Origin of the sequence: Flavobacterium gilvum, from assembly GCF_001761465.1 — a bacterium.
In the GTDB taxonomy this organism is placed as follows: Bacteria; Bacteroidota; Bacteroidia; order Flavobacteriales; family Flavobacteriaceae; genus Flavobacterium; species Flavobacterium gilvum.
The window spans coordinates 4254484-4271622 of record NZ_CP017479.1; the positions used below are offsets into that span (position 1 = coordinate 4254484).

Annotated in this window: 15 protein-coding genes and 3 tRNA genes; 9 read left to right on the top strand and 9 right to left on the bottom strand. The window is 35.9% G+C overall.

Translation table 11 applies throughout. The annotated features are described in order from the left end of the window. Positions 1 to 53: 53 nt before the first annotated feature. Entirely contained in the window at positions 54 to 824 is a 771-nt protein-coding gene (locus EM308_RS17190) for a DUF2490 domain-containing protein (protein ID WP_051877603.1), read from the bottom strand. Between the two features lie 188 nt (positions 825 to 1012). On the opposite strand from EM308_RS17190, the gene EM308_RS17195 reads away from it, so the two are divergent. Beyond that, positions 1013 to 1816, top strand: a complete 804-nt coding sequence (locus tag EM308_RS17195) for an endonuclease/exonuclease/phosphatase family protein (protein WP_035633052.1) — start codon at positions 1013 to 1015, stop codon at positions 1814 to 1816. Between the two features lie 87 nt (positions 1817 to 1903). On the opposite strand, the gene EM308_RS17200 is transcribed toward EM308_RS17195, so the two are convergent. The 6 genes from EM308_RS17200 to tgt form a co-directional block, all read right to left on the bottom strand. Continuing rightward, on the bottom strand, positions 1904 to 3166 hold the full coding sequence (locus tag EM308_RS17200) for an asparagine synthetase B (protein ID WP_394332819.1): 1263 nt from the start codon (positions 3164 to 3166) through the stop codon (positions 1904 to 1906). A gap of 333 nt (positions 3167 to 3499) precedes the next feature. Next, complete coding sequence (dnaB, locus tag EM308_RS17210) at positions 3500 to 5050, bottom strand: replicative DNA helicase (protein WP_035633056.1); 1551 nt, start codon at positions 5048 to 5050, stop codon at positions 3500 to 3502. 140 nt (positions 5051 to 5190) lie between these two features. Then, on the bottom strand, positions 5191 to 6144 hold the full coding sequence (locus EM308_RS17215; protein ID WP_035633059.1) for an acetyl-CoA carboxylase carboxyltransferase subunit alpha: 954 nt from the start codon (positions 6142 to 6144) through the stop codon (positions 5191 to 5193). A gap of 128 nt (positions 6145 to 6272) precedes the next feature. Beyond that, positions 6273 to 7160, bottom strand: coding sequence for a DMT family transporter (locus EM308_RS17220; protein WP_035633061.1), 888 nt, complete (start codon positions 7158 to 7160; stop codon positions 6273 to 6275). After that, positions 7147 to 8235, bottom strand: coding sequence for an LptF/LptG family permease (locus EM308_RS17225; RefSeq protein ID WP_035633064.1), 1089 nt, complete (start codon positions 8233 to 8235; stop codon positions 7147 to 7149). The genes EM308_RS17220 and EM308_RS17225 overlap by 14 nt, the downstream gene beginning before the upstream one ends. A gap of 82 nt (positions 8236 to 8317) precedes the next feature. Next, positions 8318 to 9448, bottom strand: a complete 1131-nt coding sequence (tgt, locus tag EM308_RS17230) for a tRNA guanosine(34) transglycosylase Tgt (protein ID WP_035633067.1) — start codon at positions 9446 to 9448, stop codon at positions 8318 to 8320. A 680-nt stretch (positions 9449 to 10128) separates the two neighbouring features. Between tgt and EM308_RS17235 the strand changes: the two genes are divergently transcribed. Next, complete coding sequence (locus tag EM308_RS17235; RefSeq protein WP_035633071.1) at positions 10129 to 10983, top strand: transketolase; 855 nt, start codon at positions 10129 to 10131, stop codon at positions 10981 to 10983. A gap of 89 nt (positions 10984 to 11072) precedes the next feature. After that, positions 11073 to 12026, top strand: a complete 954-nt coding sequence (locus EM308_RS17240; protein ID WP_035633074.1) for a transketolase family protein — start codon at positions 11073 to 11075, stop codon at positions 12024 to 12026. Positions 12027 to 12256: 230 nt separating this feature from the next. Here EM308_RS17240 and EM308_RS17245 read toward each other — a convergent pair whose 3' ends face one another. Continuing rightward, positions 12257 to 13276 carry an FKBP-type peptidyl-prolyl cis-trans isomerase gene (locus EM308_RS17245; RefSeq protein ID WP_035633076.1) on the bottom strand — a complete coding sequence of 340 codons (1020 nt, stop codon included), beginning with the start codon at positions 13274 to 13276 and terminating at the stop codon, positions 12257 to 12259. A gap of 80 nt (positions 13277 to 13356) precedes the next feature. Between EM308_RS17245 and EM308_RS17250 the strand changes: the two genes are divergently transcribed. Together EM308_RS17250 and EM308_RS17255 are read left to right on the top strand one after the other, a co-directional pair. After that, positions 13357 to 13746, top strand: coding sequence for an RNA-binding S4 domain-containing protein (locus EM308_RS17250; RefSeq protein ID WP_035633078.1), 390 nt, complete (start codon positions 13357 to 13359; stop codon positions 13744 to 13746). Between the two features lie 153 nt (positions 13747 to 13899). Next, the gene (locus EM308_RS17255; protein ID WP_035633081.1) at positions 13900 to 14400 is read left to right on the top strand and encodes a phosphoribosyltransferase family protein; all 501 of its coding nucleotides are present in this window, start codon (positions 13900 to 13902) and stop codon (positions 14398 to 14400) included. Here the strand turns inward: EM308_RS17255 and EM308_RS17260 are convergent. Further along, positions 14392 to 14910: a shikimate kinase gene (locus EM308_RS17260; RefSeq protein ID WP_035633083.1), complete on the bottom strand. Its 519-nt coding sequence runs from the start codon at positions 14908 to 14910 to the stop codon at positions 14392 to 14394. The two genes, EM308_RS17255 and EM308_RS17260, sit on opposite strands and share 9 nt — an antisense overlap. A 126-nt stretch (positions 14911 to 15036) precedes the next feature. On the opposite strand from EM308_RS17260, the gene EM308_RS17265 reads away from it, so the two are divergent. The 4 genes from EM308_RS17265 to EM308_RS17280 all read left to right on the top strand — a co-directional run bounded on the left by EM308_RS17265 (position 15037) and on the right by EM308_RS17280 (position 17129). Further along, positions 15037 to 15109: transfer RNA gene (locus EM308_RS17265), tRNA-Lys, on the top strand. A 37-nt stretch (positions 15110 to 15146) separates the two neighbouring features. Next, positions 15147 to 15219 (top strand) — tRNA-Lys (locus tag EM308_RS17270). Between the two features lie 43 nt (positions 15220 to 15262). Next, positions 15263 to 15345: transfer RNA gene (locus tag EM308_RS17275), tRNA-Leu, on the top strand. Positions 15346 to 15827: 482 nt separating this feature from the next. Further along, positions 15828 to 17129 (top strand): NCS2 family permease, encoded by a 1302-nt coding sequence (locus tag EM308_RS17280; RefSeq protein WP_035633086.1) that lies wholly within the window; start codon positions 15828 to 15830, stop codon positions 17127 to 17129. Positions 17130 to 17139 lie beyond the last annotated feature (10 nt).

Sequence of the window (17139 nt, forward strand, 5' to 3'; positions counted from 1 at the left end):
TTAAGAATAATCTTTTCGATATTTATCTACCTTAAAACTAAACATATAGAAAACTATTCGTCTCCAGATTGATGTACAGCTGGTTTTGGAATACTGTGTTTTAACGATGAATTCAGATAAAAGAACAGCCGAATCGTGTGATTCATATCATACTGATAACCGGTATATTTTTGCTGATATACATTCATATACCCCAAATCAAAACTCAATTTTGGGTTAACATTTTGTTTGATTCCAATAAATAATCGATTTTGGTCAAATGTGTTGTAAACCACTTCTTTCCCAAAATGAATCAATATTTCATCAGACAAAACCAAAGAAGGCATTTTTTTATCATCAAAAATCGGGATGTTAAAACTGGCCAAATAACGCACTCTGTTTGTAAAGCGAAGTTCTCCTGTAGGCGTATCATTAGCCATTTTTTCCTGCCATCTTTGCTCATTTCTTAGCCTTTGAAGGACACTTACTTTTCCAATTTTGGTAATCAACTGTGCCTGTTCGTATATTCTGTTTTCATCGGCATAAGTTGACCACCCCTCTTTTGTAGGAGCCAACCACATATGTGCATATCCTCCTGTGATTGAAACAGAAGCATTTGGGATATATGCAATTCCGCCTCTCAATAAATAAAAATTATTGCTTTCAAAAAATCCGTTTTCACGAATATGGACATCTCCAGCAATCCCCCAATGGTCACTGAACTTGGTCACAGAATTGAGCGAAACCCAGGTTTGCATCTGATGATTTACTTCTTTTTGAGTTCCGCTTTGAGCGAAGATTAAAACAGGAAAAAAAGCGATCAGAAGTTTGGATAAATTTTTCAAAATAACAGCGTTTTGGATAGAAATTGAATTTGTATTAAAATTAATAAAAATAGCATTGCATTTTCACAATAAAATTACTTCGCCAAAACCCATATTAATATGATTTTTGTCAGTTTAAATAACGAAATCGGTTTTAATTTGCTCCAAAATAAGATACATTTGCAGGCTGAAATAGTTGTCCCAAAAACATGAAATCAATCCTTTTTTATCTATTATTTTTCTTTTCCTTTACGGCCATTTCCCAAACCAAACTCCTTTCTTGGAATCTGGAAAACTTTGGAAAATCCAAATCTGACCAAGACGTTGAATTTATTGCTAATGTTATAAAAGACTATGATATAGCTGCCATCCAAGAAGTTGTTGCCGGAAATGGCGGCGCTCAAGCTGTGGTGAGACTCGCTGATGCCCTTAACCGTAAAGGAGCAAAATGGGATTACCGAATAAGTGATCCTACTTCAAGTAGTTCCTATAAAACAGAACGTTATGCTTTTCTTTGGAAAACGAAAAACATAAAATTAAGAGGAAAACCTTGGTTGGAACGCAACTATCATATAGAAATAGACCGAGAACCTTATTTTGCCACTTTCGAAATCAATGGAAAAAACATAACTATTGCCTCTTTTCACGCCATTACCAAAAGTAAACAACCCGAAACCGAAATTAAATATTTTAAGCTTTTACCTCAGGAATATCCAACACAAAACTTACTGTTTGCAGGGGATTTCAATTGTCCTCAGTCACATTCTGTTTTTACACCCTTAAAAAAAATGGGCTTTTCTCCAATTTTGACAAATCAAAAAACATCACTGAAAACAAAACCAAAAAATGGTAATTATCTCGCCTCCGAATATGATAATATTTTTTATAAAACAAATTCCATAAACTTTATAAAATCGGATGCTATTCTATTTTATAAAAATTTCATTTCACTAAAAGAAGCCCGAAAAATTTCTGATCATCTCCCTATATGGTTTGAATTTTCCCTTAATTAATTTTGAAAATAAATTCCAAATAAAAAAATCCCAAATTCCAATAGCTGTAATTGGAATTTGGGATTTTCAATTTTTGGATTTTAATTTTTACGTTTTTTGTTTTTTCTTTCTCGCCGCCGGAAACAAAACATTATTCAAAATCAATCTGTATCCGGGGGAATTAGGATGCAAATCCAAAACCGTCGGAGGGTCACCCACCTGATGCTGGTAATCCTCTGGATCGTGACCTCCATAAAAAGTAAACATTCCTTTCCCTTTTTCCCCATGAATATAGCGTGCTTCACCATTCAGCTCACAAACACCCATAACAAGTACATTCGATTTTATCAAATCTGAATCAAAAGAAGTCGTTTGTCCCATAAAACCTTTAACCAATTGTGTATGATTTTGGCACAACATACTGGGAATAAAATCCCATTTGGCCGAATAATCCATCAATGTAAAATAATCTTTGTCCATAGGAATTCTCCTTTTCAGCGTCATATCAATATCCGAAAACTCATATTGTTCTGGTCTTCTCTCCAAAGTAAAATTTTTGAAAGCAAAAGTATTATTAAAATTAAGTTTGGACTGATAATTGGGTTCGCTTGGATCGCCATCAAACATTGATTCGCATATATCAACACCATCTGCCGCCAGTGCAATATCAAAACTATCTGTAGCAGAACACATCGCAAACAAAAAACCTCCTCCAATCACGAAATCCCTAATCTTTTTGGCAACAGCTCCTTTTTCCTGAGAAACTTTTTGATAACCTAATTTTTTAGCCAAAGCTTCGGCATCTCTCTTTTGGTCGATGTACCAGGGAACATTTTTATAAGCCGCGTAGAACTTTCCATATTGACCGGTATAATCCTCATGATGCAGATGCAGCCAATCGTAAAGCAATAATTGGTCACTCAAAACTGCCTCATCATATATTGGTGTAAACGGAATTTCGGCATAAGTCAACACCAAAGTAACTGCATCATCCCATGGCTGTTTTCCTTCAGGTGTGTAAACCGCAATTTTTGGAGCCTTTTCTAATACAACAGCTTCCATATTTTGTGATGGACTGGAAATCTCATTTAAGATTGCTGTTTCCTCGGCATCCGAAATAACTTCAAAACTCACTCCTCGTATTTGACATTCTTTCCTGATTTCCTCGGCATCGGGCAACAGAAAAGAACCTCCGCGATAATTAAGCAACCAACTTGCTTTGTAGTTTTTAGCCAAAACCCAATAGGTGATTCCATACGCTTTAAGATGATTTTGCTGAGTAGTTTCGTCCATTGGCAACAAAATATATGAAGCCCTCGAAGAAATCGATAACAGAAAAACAAACAAGAAAAGAATTCTTTTACGCATCATTTTGAAACTATTTTATAACAAAGATAATCGGAAGGAAGTAAAGTCGCACTTTTTATCTTTTATAAAAATATTTTTTTTTACATACGAACTTGAATTCGATTATTGTTGTAATTCTTTTATTTACCGCAAAGAGCGCAAAGTTTTTCAATGCTTTTCCAATACTCCGCAAGGTTCGCAAAGCTTTGCGAACCTTGCGTTTTTCAAAAAAAATAAATCTTTGCGTTCTTTGCGGTTAAACTTTTTTTATAAAATAAAAATCATTTTTACAAAAAAAGAGAATATCCTAGTTTACTAGTCTATTCTCTCTTTCTTAGAAATTATCACTTTTAAATTTTAAAAAGGAACATCACCATCATCCTCGTCATCATGATTAAAATTGCTTCCAAAAGCCTCATTTGCCGATGGAAGGTTTTTGGTTATGAAAGGGCTTTCATCATGATTCATGCTCGATGGCAAATCATCATAACCACTGCCATAATCTTCAAGGTTATCAAATCGTCCAAGGTGACCAATAAATTTCAAACGAACATTTTCGATACCACCATTTCTATGCTTGGCAATCATAATCTCTGCCTGACCTGCTGTTGGAGACGCTTCTTCATCATCCCATTCATCGATTTTGTAATATTCGGGGCGGTATAAAAAGGAAACAATATCCGCATCCTGCTCGATCGCTCCCGATTCACGAAGATCCGAAAGCAACGGTCTTTTGCTAGAACCACGAGTTTCAACTGCACGCGATAACTGCGATAGTGCAATTACAGGAACATTCAACTCTTTTGCCAATGCTTTAAGGTTTCGGGAAATTGTCGAAATTTCCTGTTCTCTGTTTCCTCCACCCTTTCCAGCAGCACCTCCGGCAGTCATTAACTGCAAATAATCAATAATGATAATTTTTATACCGTGTTGCGACACCAAACGTCTTGCTTTGGCACGTAAATCAAAAATAGACAACGATGGGGTATCGTCAATAAAAATAGGTGCTTTTTCAAGGTTCTTAACTTTTGTACTAAGCTGTTCCCATTCGTGTTTTTCTAATTTTCCGGTACGGAGTTTCTCTGATGACAATCCGGTTTCGGATGAAATCAAACGAGTAATTAACTGTACTGATGCCATCTCTAGAGAGAACAAAGCTACAGGATGTCCAAAATCAATGGCGATATTTCTAGTCATCGACAAGACAAAAGCTGTTTTTCCCATCGCTGGTCTCGCCGCAATGATAATTAAGTCACTTGGTTGCCAACCCGAAGTCAGTTTATCCAATTTATCAAAACCGGTAGCCACCCCACTAAGACCTTCCTGACCCGCAATTTCCTCGATACGTTTTTTGGCCTGAAGCACCAAACTTTGCGCCGTTTCGGAACTACGTTTGATATTTCCTTGTGTTACTTCATAAAGTTTGGATTCGGCTTTATCTAATAAATCGAATACATCTGCTGTTTCATCGTATGAATCTTCAATGATTTCAGACGAAATTCGAATCAAACTTCGTTGAATGAATTTTTGAAGAATAATCCTGGAGTGAAATTCGATGTGTGCCGACGAAGAAATCTTTTGCGTAAGCTGAATTAAATAAAAATCGCCACCAGCAAGATCTAATTTTGCATTTTTTCTAAGTTGTGCTGAAACCGTCAGCAAATCGATTGGTTGTGTGTCATTGAATAATTGTACAATAGCCTCAAATATATATTTGTGTGCATCCTTGTAAAATGCATCAGGCTGAAGAATATCAATTACATCATCCACTCCCTTTTTGTCAATCATCATTGCCCCTAGCACAGCCTCCTCCAAATCTAATGCCTGCGGAGGTAATTTACCTTTTTCCAGGTTAATAATTGTTGTTTTGTCCACTTTAACAGGGCTGATATTTTTGAAATTTTCCATGAAGCGAATGTAACTAAATTAAAAAAAAAATCACAATTGAGTTATTAGGATTTATTGTTTATAAATTCTTTCTTTTTGTTTATAACCAAAAAAAAATCCGAAACTGTAAGGCTTCGGATTTAGAACTTAAAAATGGAGTTTTATTCTTTAAACTCACCCATTCTACAGTATTTATCCATTCTTTGTGCAATTAACTCCTCTGTTGATAAGTCTTTCAACTCATTGTATCCTTTCAGGATATATTGCTCAACTGTATTAAAAGTAGTCTCTCTGTCATAATGGGCTCCCCCTAAAGGTTCTGGAATAATATCATCGACTAATTTTTGTTTTTTCATGTCGGCTGAAGTTAGCTTCAAGGCCTCGGCAGCTTGTTCTTTGTAATCCCAGCTTTTCCATAAAATAGATGAACAAGATTCTGGTGAAATTACAGAATACCAAGTGTTTTCCAACATATAAACGCGATCTCCAACACCTATTCCCAATGCACCTCCCGATGCCCCTTCTCCAACAATTACTGTAATGATTGGCACTTTCAACCGCACCATTTCAAATATATTTCTGGCAATGGCTTCTCCTTGTCCTCTTTCTTCAGCTTCCAAACCTGGATAAGCTCCAGGAGTATCGATCAAAGTAACAACAGGAATATTAAATTTTTCGGCCATTTTCATTAAGCGTAACGCTTTTCTGTAACCTTCAGGATTTGCCATTCCAAAATTTCTATACTGACGTGTCTTGGTATTGAATCCTTTTTGTTGTCCAACAATCATAAAAGATTGTCCTCCAATTTTTCCTAAACCGCCAATCATAGCTTTATCATCTTTGAAGCCTCTATCGCCATGAAGTTCCAGAAAAGTATCGCCACAAATTCCTTTGATATGATCCAAAGTATAAGGTCTGCTTGGATGTCTCGACAACTGCACACGTTGCCATGCAGTTAAGTTTTTATAAATCTGTTTTTTGGTTTCTTCCAGTTTTTTGTTGATTTGCTTACAGGTATTTGTAACATCAACATCTGATTCTAAGCCAATAACAACACATTTATCTAATTGCTCTTCAAGCTCTTTTATAGGAAGCTCAAAATCTAAATATTCCATAGGATTTGTGCGTATAATTTTTGTTCTTAATTTCTCAATTTGGAACTGCAAATATAGAATTTAATATCGTTTTCCACTTATTTTTTTGTTTTTGTAGAAAAAAATCGACTTCACAACAACTAAAAAACTTACAATTCGTCTTCTTTTCTATAGTGTTTTATTATTCCATTCAAAAGTACCGTAATCACAATTACAACAGCTCCGATATAAAATTCAGTACTCATTTTTTCTTTTCCGCCAATGATAAAATAAGCCAGCACTATACCGTAAACAGGCTCTAAATTAGTCGTTAACATCACCGTGTACGGAGACAATTGACGCATTACCTTTACCGAAGCAGTAAAAGCATAAGCCGTACAAATGGAAGCCAAAATTAAAATCAAAATCCAGTTTTTGGCAGTCATCACAAAAATTTCTTTCGAGAATGTCCCTTTGAATAAAAAATAGATTGAAATAAAAATGAACCCAGCAAAAAATTCATAAAAAGAAATAATCGAAGGCTCATGATTGGCAATTAACTTTCCGTTCATCAAAGTAAACAAAACTCCCAATAACACAGAGATTAACGCCAATAGCATTCCGCTCCAATAATTGATTTCTACCTGCATAATCAATCCCAATCCAGCTATAATAATCAATCCGAAGAACACTTCGTACCAAAGCACTCTTCGTCCATAAAATAAAGGCTCCAACAATGAGGCAAAAAATGCTCCCAATGAAAAAACCGACAATGTGATTGATACAGTTGAGATTTTTATCGATTCAAAAAAGAAAATCCAGTGCAGCGCGATGAATAATCCAACAATTATAAATTTCAACAATGATTTGGGAGACACTTTGAATGATTCTTTTTTTACAACCAAAAAAGCAGCAATAAAAACTGCCGCAAAAAACATTCGATACCAAACCAAAAACTCAGACTGAATTGTAATTAATGCGCCTAAAATTGCTGTAAATCCCCAAATAAAAACTATTAAATGTAGATTAAGGTAACTCTTTAAATTATCGTTTTGCATTTCGTAATAAATAAACGGCTAATATCCCAAAAAAGATGTTGGGCAACCAAACCGCCAAAAGTGGTGAAAATGTAGATTTTTCGGCCAATACGCCAAATATTTTATCAAAAAAGACAAATGAGAAAGCCACAGCAATACCAATGGCAAGGTTGACTCCCATTCCTCCTCTTCGTTTCATTGAAGATACGGAAACAGCTATAATCGTCAAAATAAATGCCGAAACTGGAACACTATATTTTTTATATAAAACAACTAGATACACATTGATATTAGACGATCCACGCTTTCTTTCTTTATCAATAAAAGCGTTCAATTCTCCAAGGCTCAATGTCTCGGCGATATAAACCACCGGTGTCAAATCCTCAAGGTCAAAAGTAAATTTCATCTTTTTTTCGGGAGCTTTTTCAATAACATCTCCTTCTGCCCCTACTATTCTTTTGGTGTAGTCGTATAACGTGTAATTCTTTTCTTTAGGATTCCATTGAATTCTGCTGGCTGTGATTTTGTATTCCAGTTTTTCTTTTTTAAATCGTTCCAATGAAAAATTATAAGCCGTTTGAGACTCCGTATTAAAGCTATTCACATAAATGAAATCATTATCATTTATCTGCCTGTAAACATCGGTATTATCCCCCCGCATCAGCGCCTTTCCATCATTCCGTAAATAAGTATACCTAAAATTGTTATAGCCTTCACTGGACACAGGTATGACCCAAAAACCCATCAGCAATACAATAACAGAAACTATAGAAGCACCTATAATATAAGGCCTCATAAAACGGGTAAAAGAAATTCCGGAACTTAGAATAGCAATAATCTCTGTGTTATTTGCCAATTTTGATGTGAACCATATCACCGATATAAATAAGAATATCGGAAAAAGATTGTTCATGAAATATATCGTAAAATGATAGTAATAAATGGCTATTTTCAAGACTGGTACTTGATTCTGAAGCATTTTATTAATCTTTTCAGAAATATCTATAATAATCCCAATAGGAGCAAACAACAAAAGCATCACCACAAAAGTGGCTAAATATCTTTTTAAAATGTATTTGTCAATTATTGTCAGCATATTTTTGATTGTGAGTTATAAATTATGAATTATAAATTGAGAGCAACACAAGCTAACTCATAATTTATAATTCATAATTATTTTAAAGTCTTTGGCTCATATTTTTCACCATCATCTCTTTCCACGGTTTAAAATCGCCTGCCAAGATATGCTTTCTTGCCTCGCGAACCAGCCACATATAGAAACCGAGATTGTGAATTGTTGCAATTTGTTTTCCCAAATATTCATTGGCAGCAAACAAGTGGCGCAAATACGCTTTGGAATATTCTGTATCGACAAATGTATATCCCATTTCGTCAATTGGCGAAAAATCAGCTTCCCATTTTTTGTTTTTGATATTGATTGTTCCGTTCGCCGTAAACAACATTCCGTTTCTTGCATTACGCGTAGGCATCACACAATCAAACATATCGATTCCGAGAGCGATATTCTCTAAAATATTAATCGGAGTTCCAACTCCCATTAGGTAACGAGGTTTGTCTTCGGGCAAAATTTCGCAAACCACTTCGGTCATTGCGTACATTTCTTCCGCAGGTTCTCCCACCGAAAGTCCGCCAATTGCATTTCCTTGTTGACCGGAATTGGCAATATATTCTGCCGATTGACGTCGTAAATCTTTATAAGTACTTCCCTGTACAATCGGGAAAAACGTTTGTTCATAACCATATTTGAATGGCAATTTCTCCAAGTGATTGATGCAACGATCCAACCAACGGTGCGTCATGTGCATAGAACGCTGCGCATAACGGTAATCACAAGGATAAGGCGTACATTCATCAAAAGCCATAATAATATCGGCACCAATCGTACGCTGAATTTCCATCACATTTTCGGGCGTAAAAAAATGATACGAACCGTCAATATGCGATTTAAACTTTACTCCTTCTTCCTTAATCTTACGGTTAGCCGAAAGCGAATACACCTGATACCCACCAGAATCGGTCAAAATATTGCGATCCCAATTCATAAATTTATGCAATCCGCCTGCTTTTTCAAGTATTTCGGTTTGCGGTCGCAAATACAAATGATAGGTATTTCCAAGAATAATGTCTGGGTTTATTTCCTCCTTTAATTCTCGTTGGTGAACTCCTTTTACCGAAGCTGCGGTTCCAACGGGCATAAAAATAGGCGTTTCGATAACTCCGTGATCGGTGGTAATACTTCCCGCACGCGCTTTCGATTGAGGATCTGTTTTTAGTAAATCAAACTTCATTTGTCTTTTTTATTGTCTTTTTGGTCAAATGCAATTCGCTAATAATCATTTTTTACAATCAAGATTAGCTCAGGCTCATTTCATATAGACTTTTTATCAGTCGGCAAAGATAATTTATTTAAATTTTTTGTAGTCAGAATTTAAGATATTATTTAACAATCTACTATTCTTTTGGGCGTATCACCACCTCCGCAAGCTACGGCGCTGTCGGGCTGTCCGCTGTATCTTTATGTTTTTAAAGGAAAAACATAAAGGATGCCGCTTCCATCCCTTACGCTCAATGTCATTACGTTAAGAATATAAAACCATCGTTTTGTCATTCCGAGGCACGAGGAATCTGACTAGTGACTCACGTTATGTGATTTCTCCTTCGTCGAAATGACATAAAAAACGCTTAACTTAATGACATTGCCCTTACGCTCACAGCAAATAAGAAAATTTCAAAACACAAACTCCATTTTAACCGACAGAGTCATACAAAACACTACAAACAAGCAATCTTTCACCCAAACCATCAACTCCTTAAAAAACATCATAACCCAACTTTATTTTTCAAATTTCCTTTAAAAAATCAAAAAATGTAACAAATCAGTAAAAAGACCATCATAACTAATTCTAAAATCATTTGTCTTCCCGCAAAAAAAAATTACTTTTGCATCAGTTTAACTTTTACACAAAAAATGAAGCCTAACACACAACAATTAAACGATTTAACTATCCAAGTAAGAAGAGATATTCTTCGTATGGTTCATGCTGTTAATTCAGGTCACCCAGGAGGGTCTCTTGGTTGCACCGAATTTTTAGTAGCCTTGTACCAAAACATAATGGATCGCAATGAGAAATTTACTATGGACGGAATTGGAGAAGATTTATTCTTCCTTTCAAACGGACATATTTCACCAGTATTTTACAGCGTTTTGGCAAGAAGCGGTTATTTTCCGGTAAAGGAATTATCAACTTTCCGTTTGATTAACTCAAGATTACAAGGACACCCTACAACACACGATAATTTACCAGGAGTACGTATTGCTTCCGGTTCATTAGGGCAAGGATTATCTGTTGCAATTGGTGCGGCTCAGGCTAAAAAACTAAACAAAGACAACCATATCGTTTATACATTGCACGGTGATGGAGAGTTACAGGAAGGTCAAAACTGGGAAGCAATTATGTATGCTTCTGCAAAAAAAGTAGACAACCTTATCGCAACTGTCGACCTTAACGGAAAACAAATTGACGGAACTACAGACGAAGTTCTTGCAATGGGAAATATAAAAGCTAAATTTGAAGCTTTTGATTGGGAAGTTGTTGAAATTACCAAAGGAAACGACATTGAATCTATCATTGGAGGAATGAATGAAGCAAAAGCAAGAACCGGAAAAGGAAAACCAGTTTGCGTATTACTTCATACCGAAATGGGTAATGGTGTAGATTATATGATGTACAGTCATGCTTGGCATGGTAAAGCACCAAATGATGCACAACTTGCAAATGCTTTGGAACAAAATTACAACACTGGAGGCAATACAGATTATTAGATTTTTGATTAGAGATTAACGATTTCTGATTTAAGATTTAAAACATAGCAACTTAGAGTCTTAGCAACTCAGTAACTCAAAAGAAATACATGAAAAAATATATAAATACAGGAAGTAAAGATACCCGCTCAGGTTTTGGAGTGGGAATGACTGAATTGGGTCAAAAAAACGAAAACGTAGTGGCTCTTTGTGCCGATTTGATTGGATCATTAAAATTTGATGATTTCAAGAAAAATCACCCTGAGCGTTTTTTCCAAATCGGAATTGCAGAAGCAAACATGATTGGAATTGCAGCTGGATTAACTATCGGAGGTAAAATTCCTTTTACGGGAACTTTTGCTAACTTCTCTACAGGAAGGGTTTATGACCAAATCCGTCAATCAGTTGCCTATTCAGACAAAAACGTAAAAATTTGTGCTTCTCACGCAGGATTGACTCTTGGAGAAGATGGAGCAACTCACCAAATCCTAGAAGACATTGGATTAATGAAAATGTTGCCAGGAATGACAGTAATCAACACTTGCGACCACAACCAAACCAAAGCGGCTACAATCGCTCTTGCAGACCACCACGGACCGGCTTACTTGCGTTTTGGACGTCCAGTTGTTCCAAATTTCACTCCTGCCGACGAACCTTTCACCATCGGAAAAGCAATTATGTTAAACGAAGGTACCGATGTAACAATTGTTGCGACAGGACACTTGGTTTGGGAAGCTTTGGTTGCAGCAGAGAAATTAGAAGAAAAAGGAATCTCTGCCGAAGTAATCAACATTCACACAATTAAGCCACTAGACGAAGAAGCTATTCTAAAATCATTGGCAAAAACCAAATGTGTCGTTACTGCCGAAGAACACAACATTCTTGGAGGTCTTGGAGAAAGCGTTTCCAGAGTACTGGCATTGCACCACCCAGCTCCACAAGAGTTTGTTGCGGTTAATGACAGCTTTGGAGAATCTGGAACACCAGAGCAATTAATGGAAAAATACAAATTAAACAATCAAGCGATTGTTGAAGCTGTAGAAAGAGTTATCAAAAGAAAATAATCTTTCGTTATAAATTCGAAATCCCGTATCGTTGTCAAACGATACGGGATTTTTTTATGCTTTTTTGTTTTTTGTCTTTATTTAGTTTGATTTCTTTGCTTTAGATAATTATTACTCATACGTAAACACAAAGTTTTAATCTTTCAAAAAACTTCAAATTAAAACCTAAAAAAAATCCCATTTGCATGCAAAACTAGCAAATGGGACTTCCTTATTCTTTATTCTTTATTTTATTGATTCATTTTGATACAATTTTTATCCAAATGCCTTTTTAATCTATTTGGATCGATCTGATTTCCTGAACAATCAGGTATTTTATCAAATGCGTAGTAATTACCGTTAGCATCTTTGATTTCTCCTCTAGTGGCATAATTATCACCATCGTCATCAAAATCATTAAAATTAGGGACTCCATCTCCATCAGTATCATCCGGATTTGCAACACCAGCCGCAAAAGTATTCATATAACGATCTCCATTCAAATCTTCCTGATAAGAAGGAATACCGTCCTGATCGTGATCGTATCGCTTTACGCCAAACAATTTCACGCTAAATACCAAAGGTGAATAAGCGGGAATACTTCCCTGTGCATTATTATAATACCCCATTCCAGAAGGAAGAAACATCACGCCAACTCCAAAATCATTATATCGTACTGTCCCGTCTGTATTAGATGACATCCAGCCTGTCAAAAATTGAGGAAAACCTTCAGACCAACCTCGAATTACACCAGTCCCGCCATCATGAGTTGTACCGTCAAGGTTAAACAATGACTGCCCATTATTTGAAGAATCAAATACGGTCCCGTCCAACAAAGTTCCTTTGTAACCGGCATATACCCCATCCATATTGCAAGGATATTCTCCTCCGCCATTTACGGCATCATTCCTCTTCCCTTCTCTAATAACCAAAGTATAAATCTTATAGGTTATATCGTGAGCATTAACATTTCTAAAAGTCAATCTTGGAAGAGTCGAACTATTCAAATAAGACATCAATGAAGGTTGTGTCACAGGATTATCGATTTTTGAAATTGTAACATCTTGATCATTAGGCTGACCTGGATTATTAACTACTTCGCTTATATAATGTGTATTTAAATAATCTTCTATCGCGGCAATATCTTTGGGATATTGGTCAGCATAAGGTATTGGTGGAGTAACATCTTCGTTATTATCATCCTTGTGACAAGAATTTAAAGTAACAACTGTCGCAATCAATAAAATAAAATAAAATTTAATTTTGCTCATTATAGGGTGTGGTTTAAGTCGCAAATATACATTAATGATTTACTTTTGTAAAGTATTTAACTCCGTTTTTAGAAAATTCAATGAGAATAGACAAATATTTATGGTGCGTACGGTATTACAAAACCAGAAACATGGTAACCGAGGCTTGCAAAAAAAACCACATAACGGTAAATGGAATTACCGCCAAACCGTCAAAGGAAGTTTTTCCTACTGATAAAATCACTTTCAGGAAAGATCAGATTACTCACATTATTACCGTACTGGATATTCCTGACAATCGCGTAGGAGCCAAACTTGTTGACATCTACCGAAAAGACGAAACTCCAGCTGAAGCATTTGAACATTTGGAATTATTAAAACTATCCAAACAGCACTACCGTAAAACCGGCACCGGAAGACCTACAAAAAAAGACAGAAGAGATATTGATGAATTTGGAAATGAAATAATCGATGAGGACGAAATAGAGTAATATATAAATTAAACAAACACAAATTAAAGCACAACTTCCACTCATTTAAAGTAGGAAATAAAAGCAAATTATCCTTGAAAGATTATCAGTATAAATAATAAATACAATTGGTATAACTTTTTTATCTTTGAAAAAATAAAATCAAAACACGCCATGAGCACAAACATAATCCTCACCAATCAACAAATAGAACACACCACCAAAAGAATAGCTTACCAAATCTATGAAACTTTTGTTGATGAAGAAGAAATTGTGATTGCAGGGATAACTGCCAATGGCTTCATTTTTGCCCAAAACATCGCTCAGGTATTAGCAAGTATTTCACCTATAAAAATTTCGCTTTGCGAAGTTACCATCAACAAAGAAAAACCAGAACTTCCTATAACCACTTCTTTGGAAAAAGACCAATACAGCAACAAAGGATTAGTACTTGTTGACGACGTGTTGAGTTCTGGAACTACCTTAATATATGCTGTAAAACATTTTTTGGATGTTCCTCTGAAAAAGTTCAAAACTGCTGTTCTTGTAGACAGAAACCACAAAAAATTCCCAATTAAAGCCGATTTCAAAGGAATATCACTTTCAACATCATTATTGGAGCACGTAGCCGTTGTTTTCGACAACAATAACAACAGTTACGCCAGCTTAAGCTAAAAGATTCAATATATCATTCACTGTTTCCTCGATGGTTTTATTATCGACGGTCACTTTATACTGTGCGTGATTGTAATAAGGACTTCTGTCAAAAAGATGCTTGGCGATGAACTCTTTCATTTCCTCTTCGCTTTTATCAGCGATAAGCGGTCTTTTACTCTTGTTAGCTACCAATCTTTCAAACAATGTCTCTACAGATGCTTTTAAATAGATAGAAATAACATTATCCCCTACCAACAATTCATGATTATTGGCATAACAGGGCGTTCCTCCCCCAAGCCCGATAATATCCTCTTCTTGATTATTTAGCAATTCAAGAAAATAAGTGTGCTCTAATTTCCGAAAATGTATCTCACCATAATTATCAAAAATCTGTTTTATGGCCATTTTTTCATTTTTTTCGATAAATTCATCGAGATCAACATAGGGAATAGAGACGATTCCGGAAAGTTTTTGGGCAATTGTAGACTTACCGCATCCCATATAACCCAACAATATAATTTTTTTCATTTGAATAAGAGCTTACGTATTAAGAGGTTAAGAGTTTTTAATTAAAAAAGACAAATTTATAATAAAATTGCTTGGAAACTTCGAAAATAAGTCCTTATATTTGCACCCGCATTCAAGAAACGAAATGACTCGATAGCTCAGTCGGTAGAGCACATCACTTTTAATGATGGGGTCCTGGGTTCGAGCCCCAGTCGGGTCACAAATAGGTGATCAAAGCATAAGTTTCTTGAAGCAATGACTCGATAGCTCAGTCGGTAGAGCACATCACTTTTAATGATGGGGTCCTGGGTTCGAGCCCCAGTCGGGTCACAGAATATAGAGACGTTGCAATGCAACGTCTCTACTTATTTTCGGCCACGTGGAGAAACGGTAGACTTGCCATCTTGAGGGGGTGGTGCTCGTAAGGGCGTGTGGGTTCAAATCCCACCGTGGTCACTTTTTAAAAACACAAATCCCTCTAAACCCTGGTAAAAACTAGGGTTTTTATTTTTACACTACAAATTAAAATCCGATAACAATCCGATTTTATCTAAATAAAAAATCAAGACCTAAAAATTAACACCTATTAATATCTGTTATATTTTTTTAACACATGATTTTTATCATCCCGATTTGTCTTAAAACCAAATAAATTTGCTCAGCATTTGAAATAATAGTTCTTCCATTTAAACTAAATTTAGGCATTATCTCAAAATTCGAATAATTTTCAGCTTTTTCACTTTTAGATCACAATATCTGCTACAACCCCAATTGAAGCAAATCTAATTGTAAAAAACAATGAAAATCCTAATACGAATTTTCAATTAAATAATGTAATTTTACTTGGAAAGCTTATTTTTTGGAAGATAAAAATTTGACTATCAATACATTTTCCTTTTTTTTTATTCAAATAAAACAAACCTATAAACAGCGGAACGATGCTAGAAAAAATTTTCAAAATCAAAGAAAGAAACTCCTCTTTCAAACAAGAAGCTATTGGTGGAACAGTTACTTTCTTAACGATGGCTTATATCATTTTTGTAAATCCAAACATTCTTTCTGCTGCAGGAATGGACAAAGCAGCTCTTATCAGTGTTACTTGTATTGCAGCAATCATAGGAACACTGCTAGTAGGACTTTGGGCAAATGTCCCTTTTGCAATGGCTCCCGGAATGGGACTCAACGCAATGTTTGCCTTTACGCTCGTTATGAGCCACGGAACAACGTGGCAACAAGCTCTGGGTGTTGTTACCATGTCTGGAATTGTATTTATTATCATTTCCATTCTCGGAATCCGGCACAAAATAGTCGATGCCATACCAGAATCGCTCCGGGTTGCCATTGGGGCAGGAATCGGATTGTTTATTGCTTTCATAGGTTTCAAACAAATGGGACTAATTGTTGCCAACCCAGCCACTTTGGTCGGATTAGGAAAATTTACACCGGCAGTAGTTATCGGATTGATTGCTTTTATTGTTACCGTATTTTTGGAAATCAGAAGAGTTAAAGGCTCTATTCTGATAGGAATCCTGCTTGCAACTGTATTGGGATTTATCTTTGATGACAGTATAAAAGTCCCAACAGAATTCATAAGCTCTCCTCCTTCTATTGCTCCTGTTTTTGGAAAACTGGAAATTTTATCCGTCTTAAAAATCACTTTTATCGCTCCTATATTTTCTTTCCTGTTCGTAAACCTGTTCGATTCAATCGGAACGGCGATTGCCTGTTCTATGGAAGCGGGATTGATTGATAAAGACGGGAAAATGCCTCACATCAAAAAAGTTTTAGAAGCCGATGCCGTAGCAACAGCTTTGAGCGGTGTTTTGGGTACCAGCAGCACGGTGACTTATATAGAATCGGCGGCAGGAATTGCCAATGGTGCCAGAACCGGATTAAGTTCAGTTGTTACAGCCGGACTGTTCTTCCTTGCCATGTTCTTCGCACCCCTTATTGGAATCGTTCCGGCCTATGCCACCGCACCTGCACTTATCCTGGTGGGAATTTTTATGGCAAAACACTTAATCAAAATTGATTTCACAGAACTTTATATAGCCGTTCCCACTTTCCTGACATTAATTCTAATGCCATTAACCTACAGCATCAGTTCGGGAATTGCTTATGGTTTTTCGTCGTTTATCATTCTGTGTCTTTTAACCAAAAATACCGACAAAGTTCACCCAATCATGTGGGGAATAGGAATCTTTTCGATATTGGAAATCATCATTTCGCAAATGAATTAACCCCAAATCC

Coding starts and splice junctions, on each gene's coding strand:
- EM308_RS17195 (WP_035633052.1), top strand. CDS start 1,013: ATGAAATCAATCCTTTTTTATCTATTATTTTTCTTTTCCTTTACGGCC.
- EM308_RS17200 (WP_394332819.1), bottom strand. CDS start 3,166: ATGATGCGTAAAAGAATTCTTTTCTTGTTTGTTTTTCTGTTATCGATT.
- dnaB (WP_035633056.1), bottom strand. CDS start 5,050: ATGGAAAATTTCAAAAATATCAGCCCTGTTAAAGTGGACAAAACAACA.
- EM308_RS17215 (WP_035633059.1), bottom strand. CDS start 6,144: ATGGAATATTTAGATTTTGAGCTTCCTATAAAAGAGCTTGAAGAGCAA.
- EM308_RS17220 (WP_035633061.1), bottom strand. CDS start 7,160: ATGCAAAACGATAATTTAAAGAGTTACCTTAATCTACATTTAATAGTT.
- EM308_RS17225 (WP_035633064.1), bottom strand. CDS start 8,235: ATGCTGACAATAATTGACAAATACATTTTAAAAAGATATTTAGCCACT.
- tgt (WP_035633067.1), bottom strand. CDS start 9,448: ATGAAGTTTGATTTACTAAAAACAGATCCTCAATCGAAAGCGCGTGCG.
- EM308_RS17235 (WP_035633071.1), top strand. CDS start 10,129: ATGAAGCCTAACACACAACAATTAAACGATTTAACTATCCAAGTAAGA.
- EM308_RS17240 (WP_035633074.1), top strand. CDS start 11,073: ATGAAAAAATATATAAATACAGGAAGTAAAGATACCCGCTCAGGTTTT.
- EM308_RS17245 (WP_035633076.1), bottom strand. CDS start 13,276: ATGAGCAAAATTAAATTTTATTTTATTTTATTGATTGCGACAGTTGTT.
- EM308_RS17250 (WP_035633078.1), top strand. CDS start 13,357: ATGAGAATAGACAAATATTTATGGTGCGTACGGTATTACAAAACCAGA.
- EM308_RS17255 (WP_035633081.1), top strand. CDS start 13,900: ATGAGCACAAACATAATCCTCACCAATCAACAAATAGAACACACCACC.
- EM308_RS17260 (WP_035633083.1), bottom strand. CDS start 14,910: ATGAAAAAAATTATATTGTTGGGTTATATGGGATGCGGTAAGTCTACA.
- EM308_RS17280 (WP_035633086.1), top strand. CDS start 15,828: ATGCTAGAAAAAATTTTCAAAATCAAAGAAAGAAACTCCTCTTTCAAA.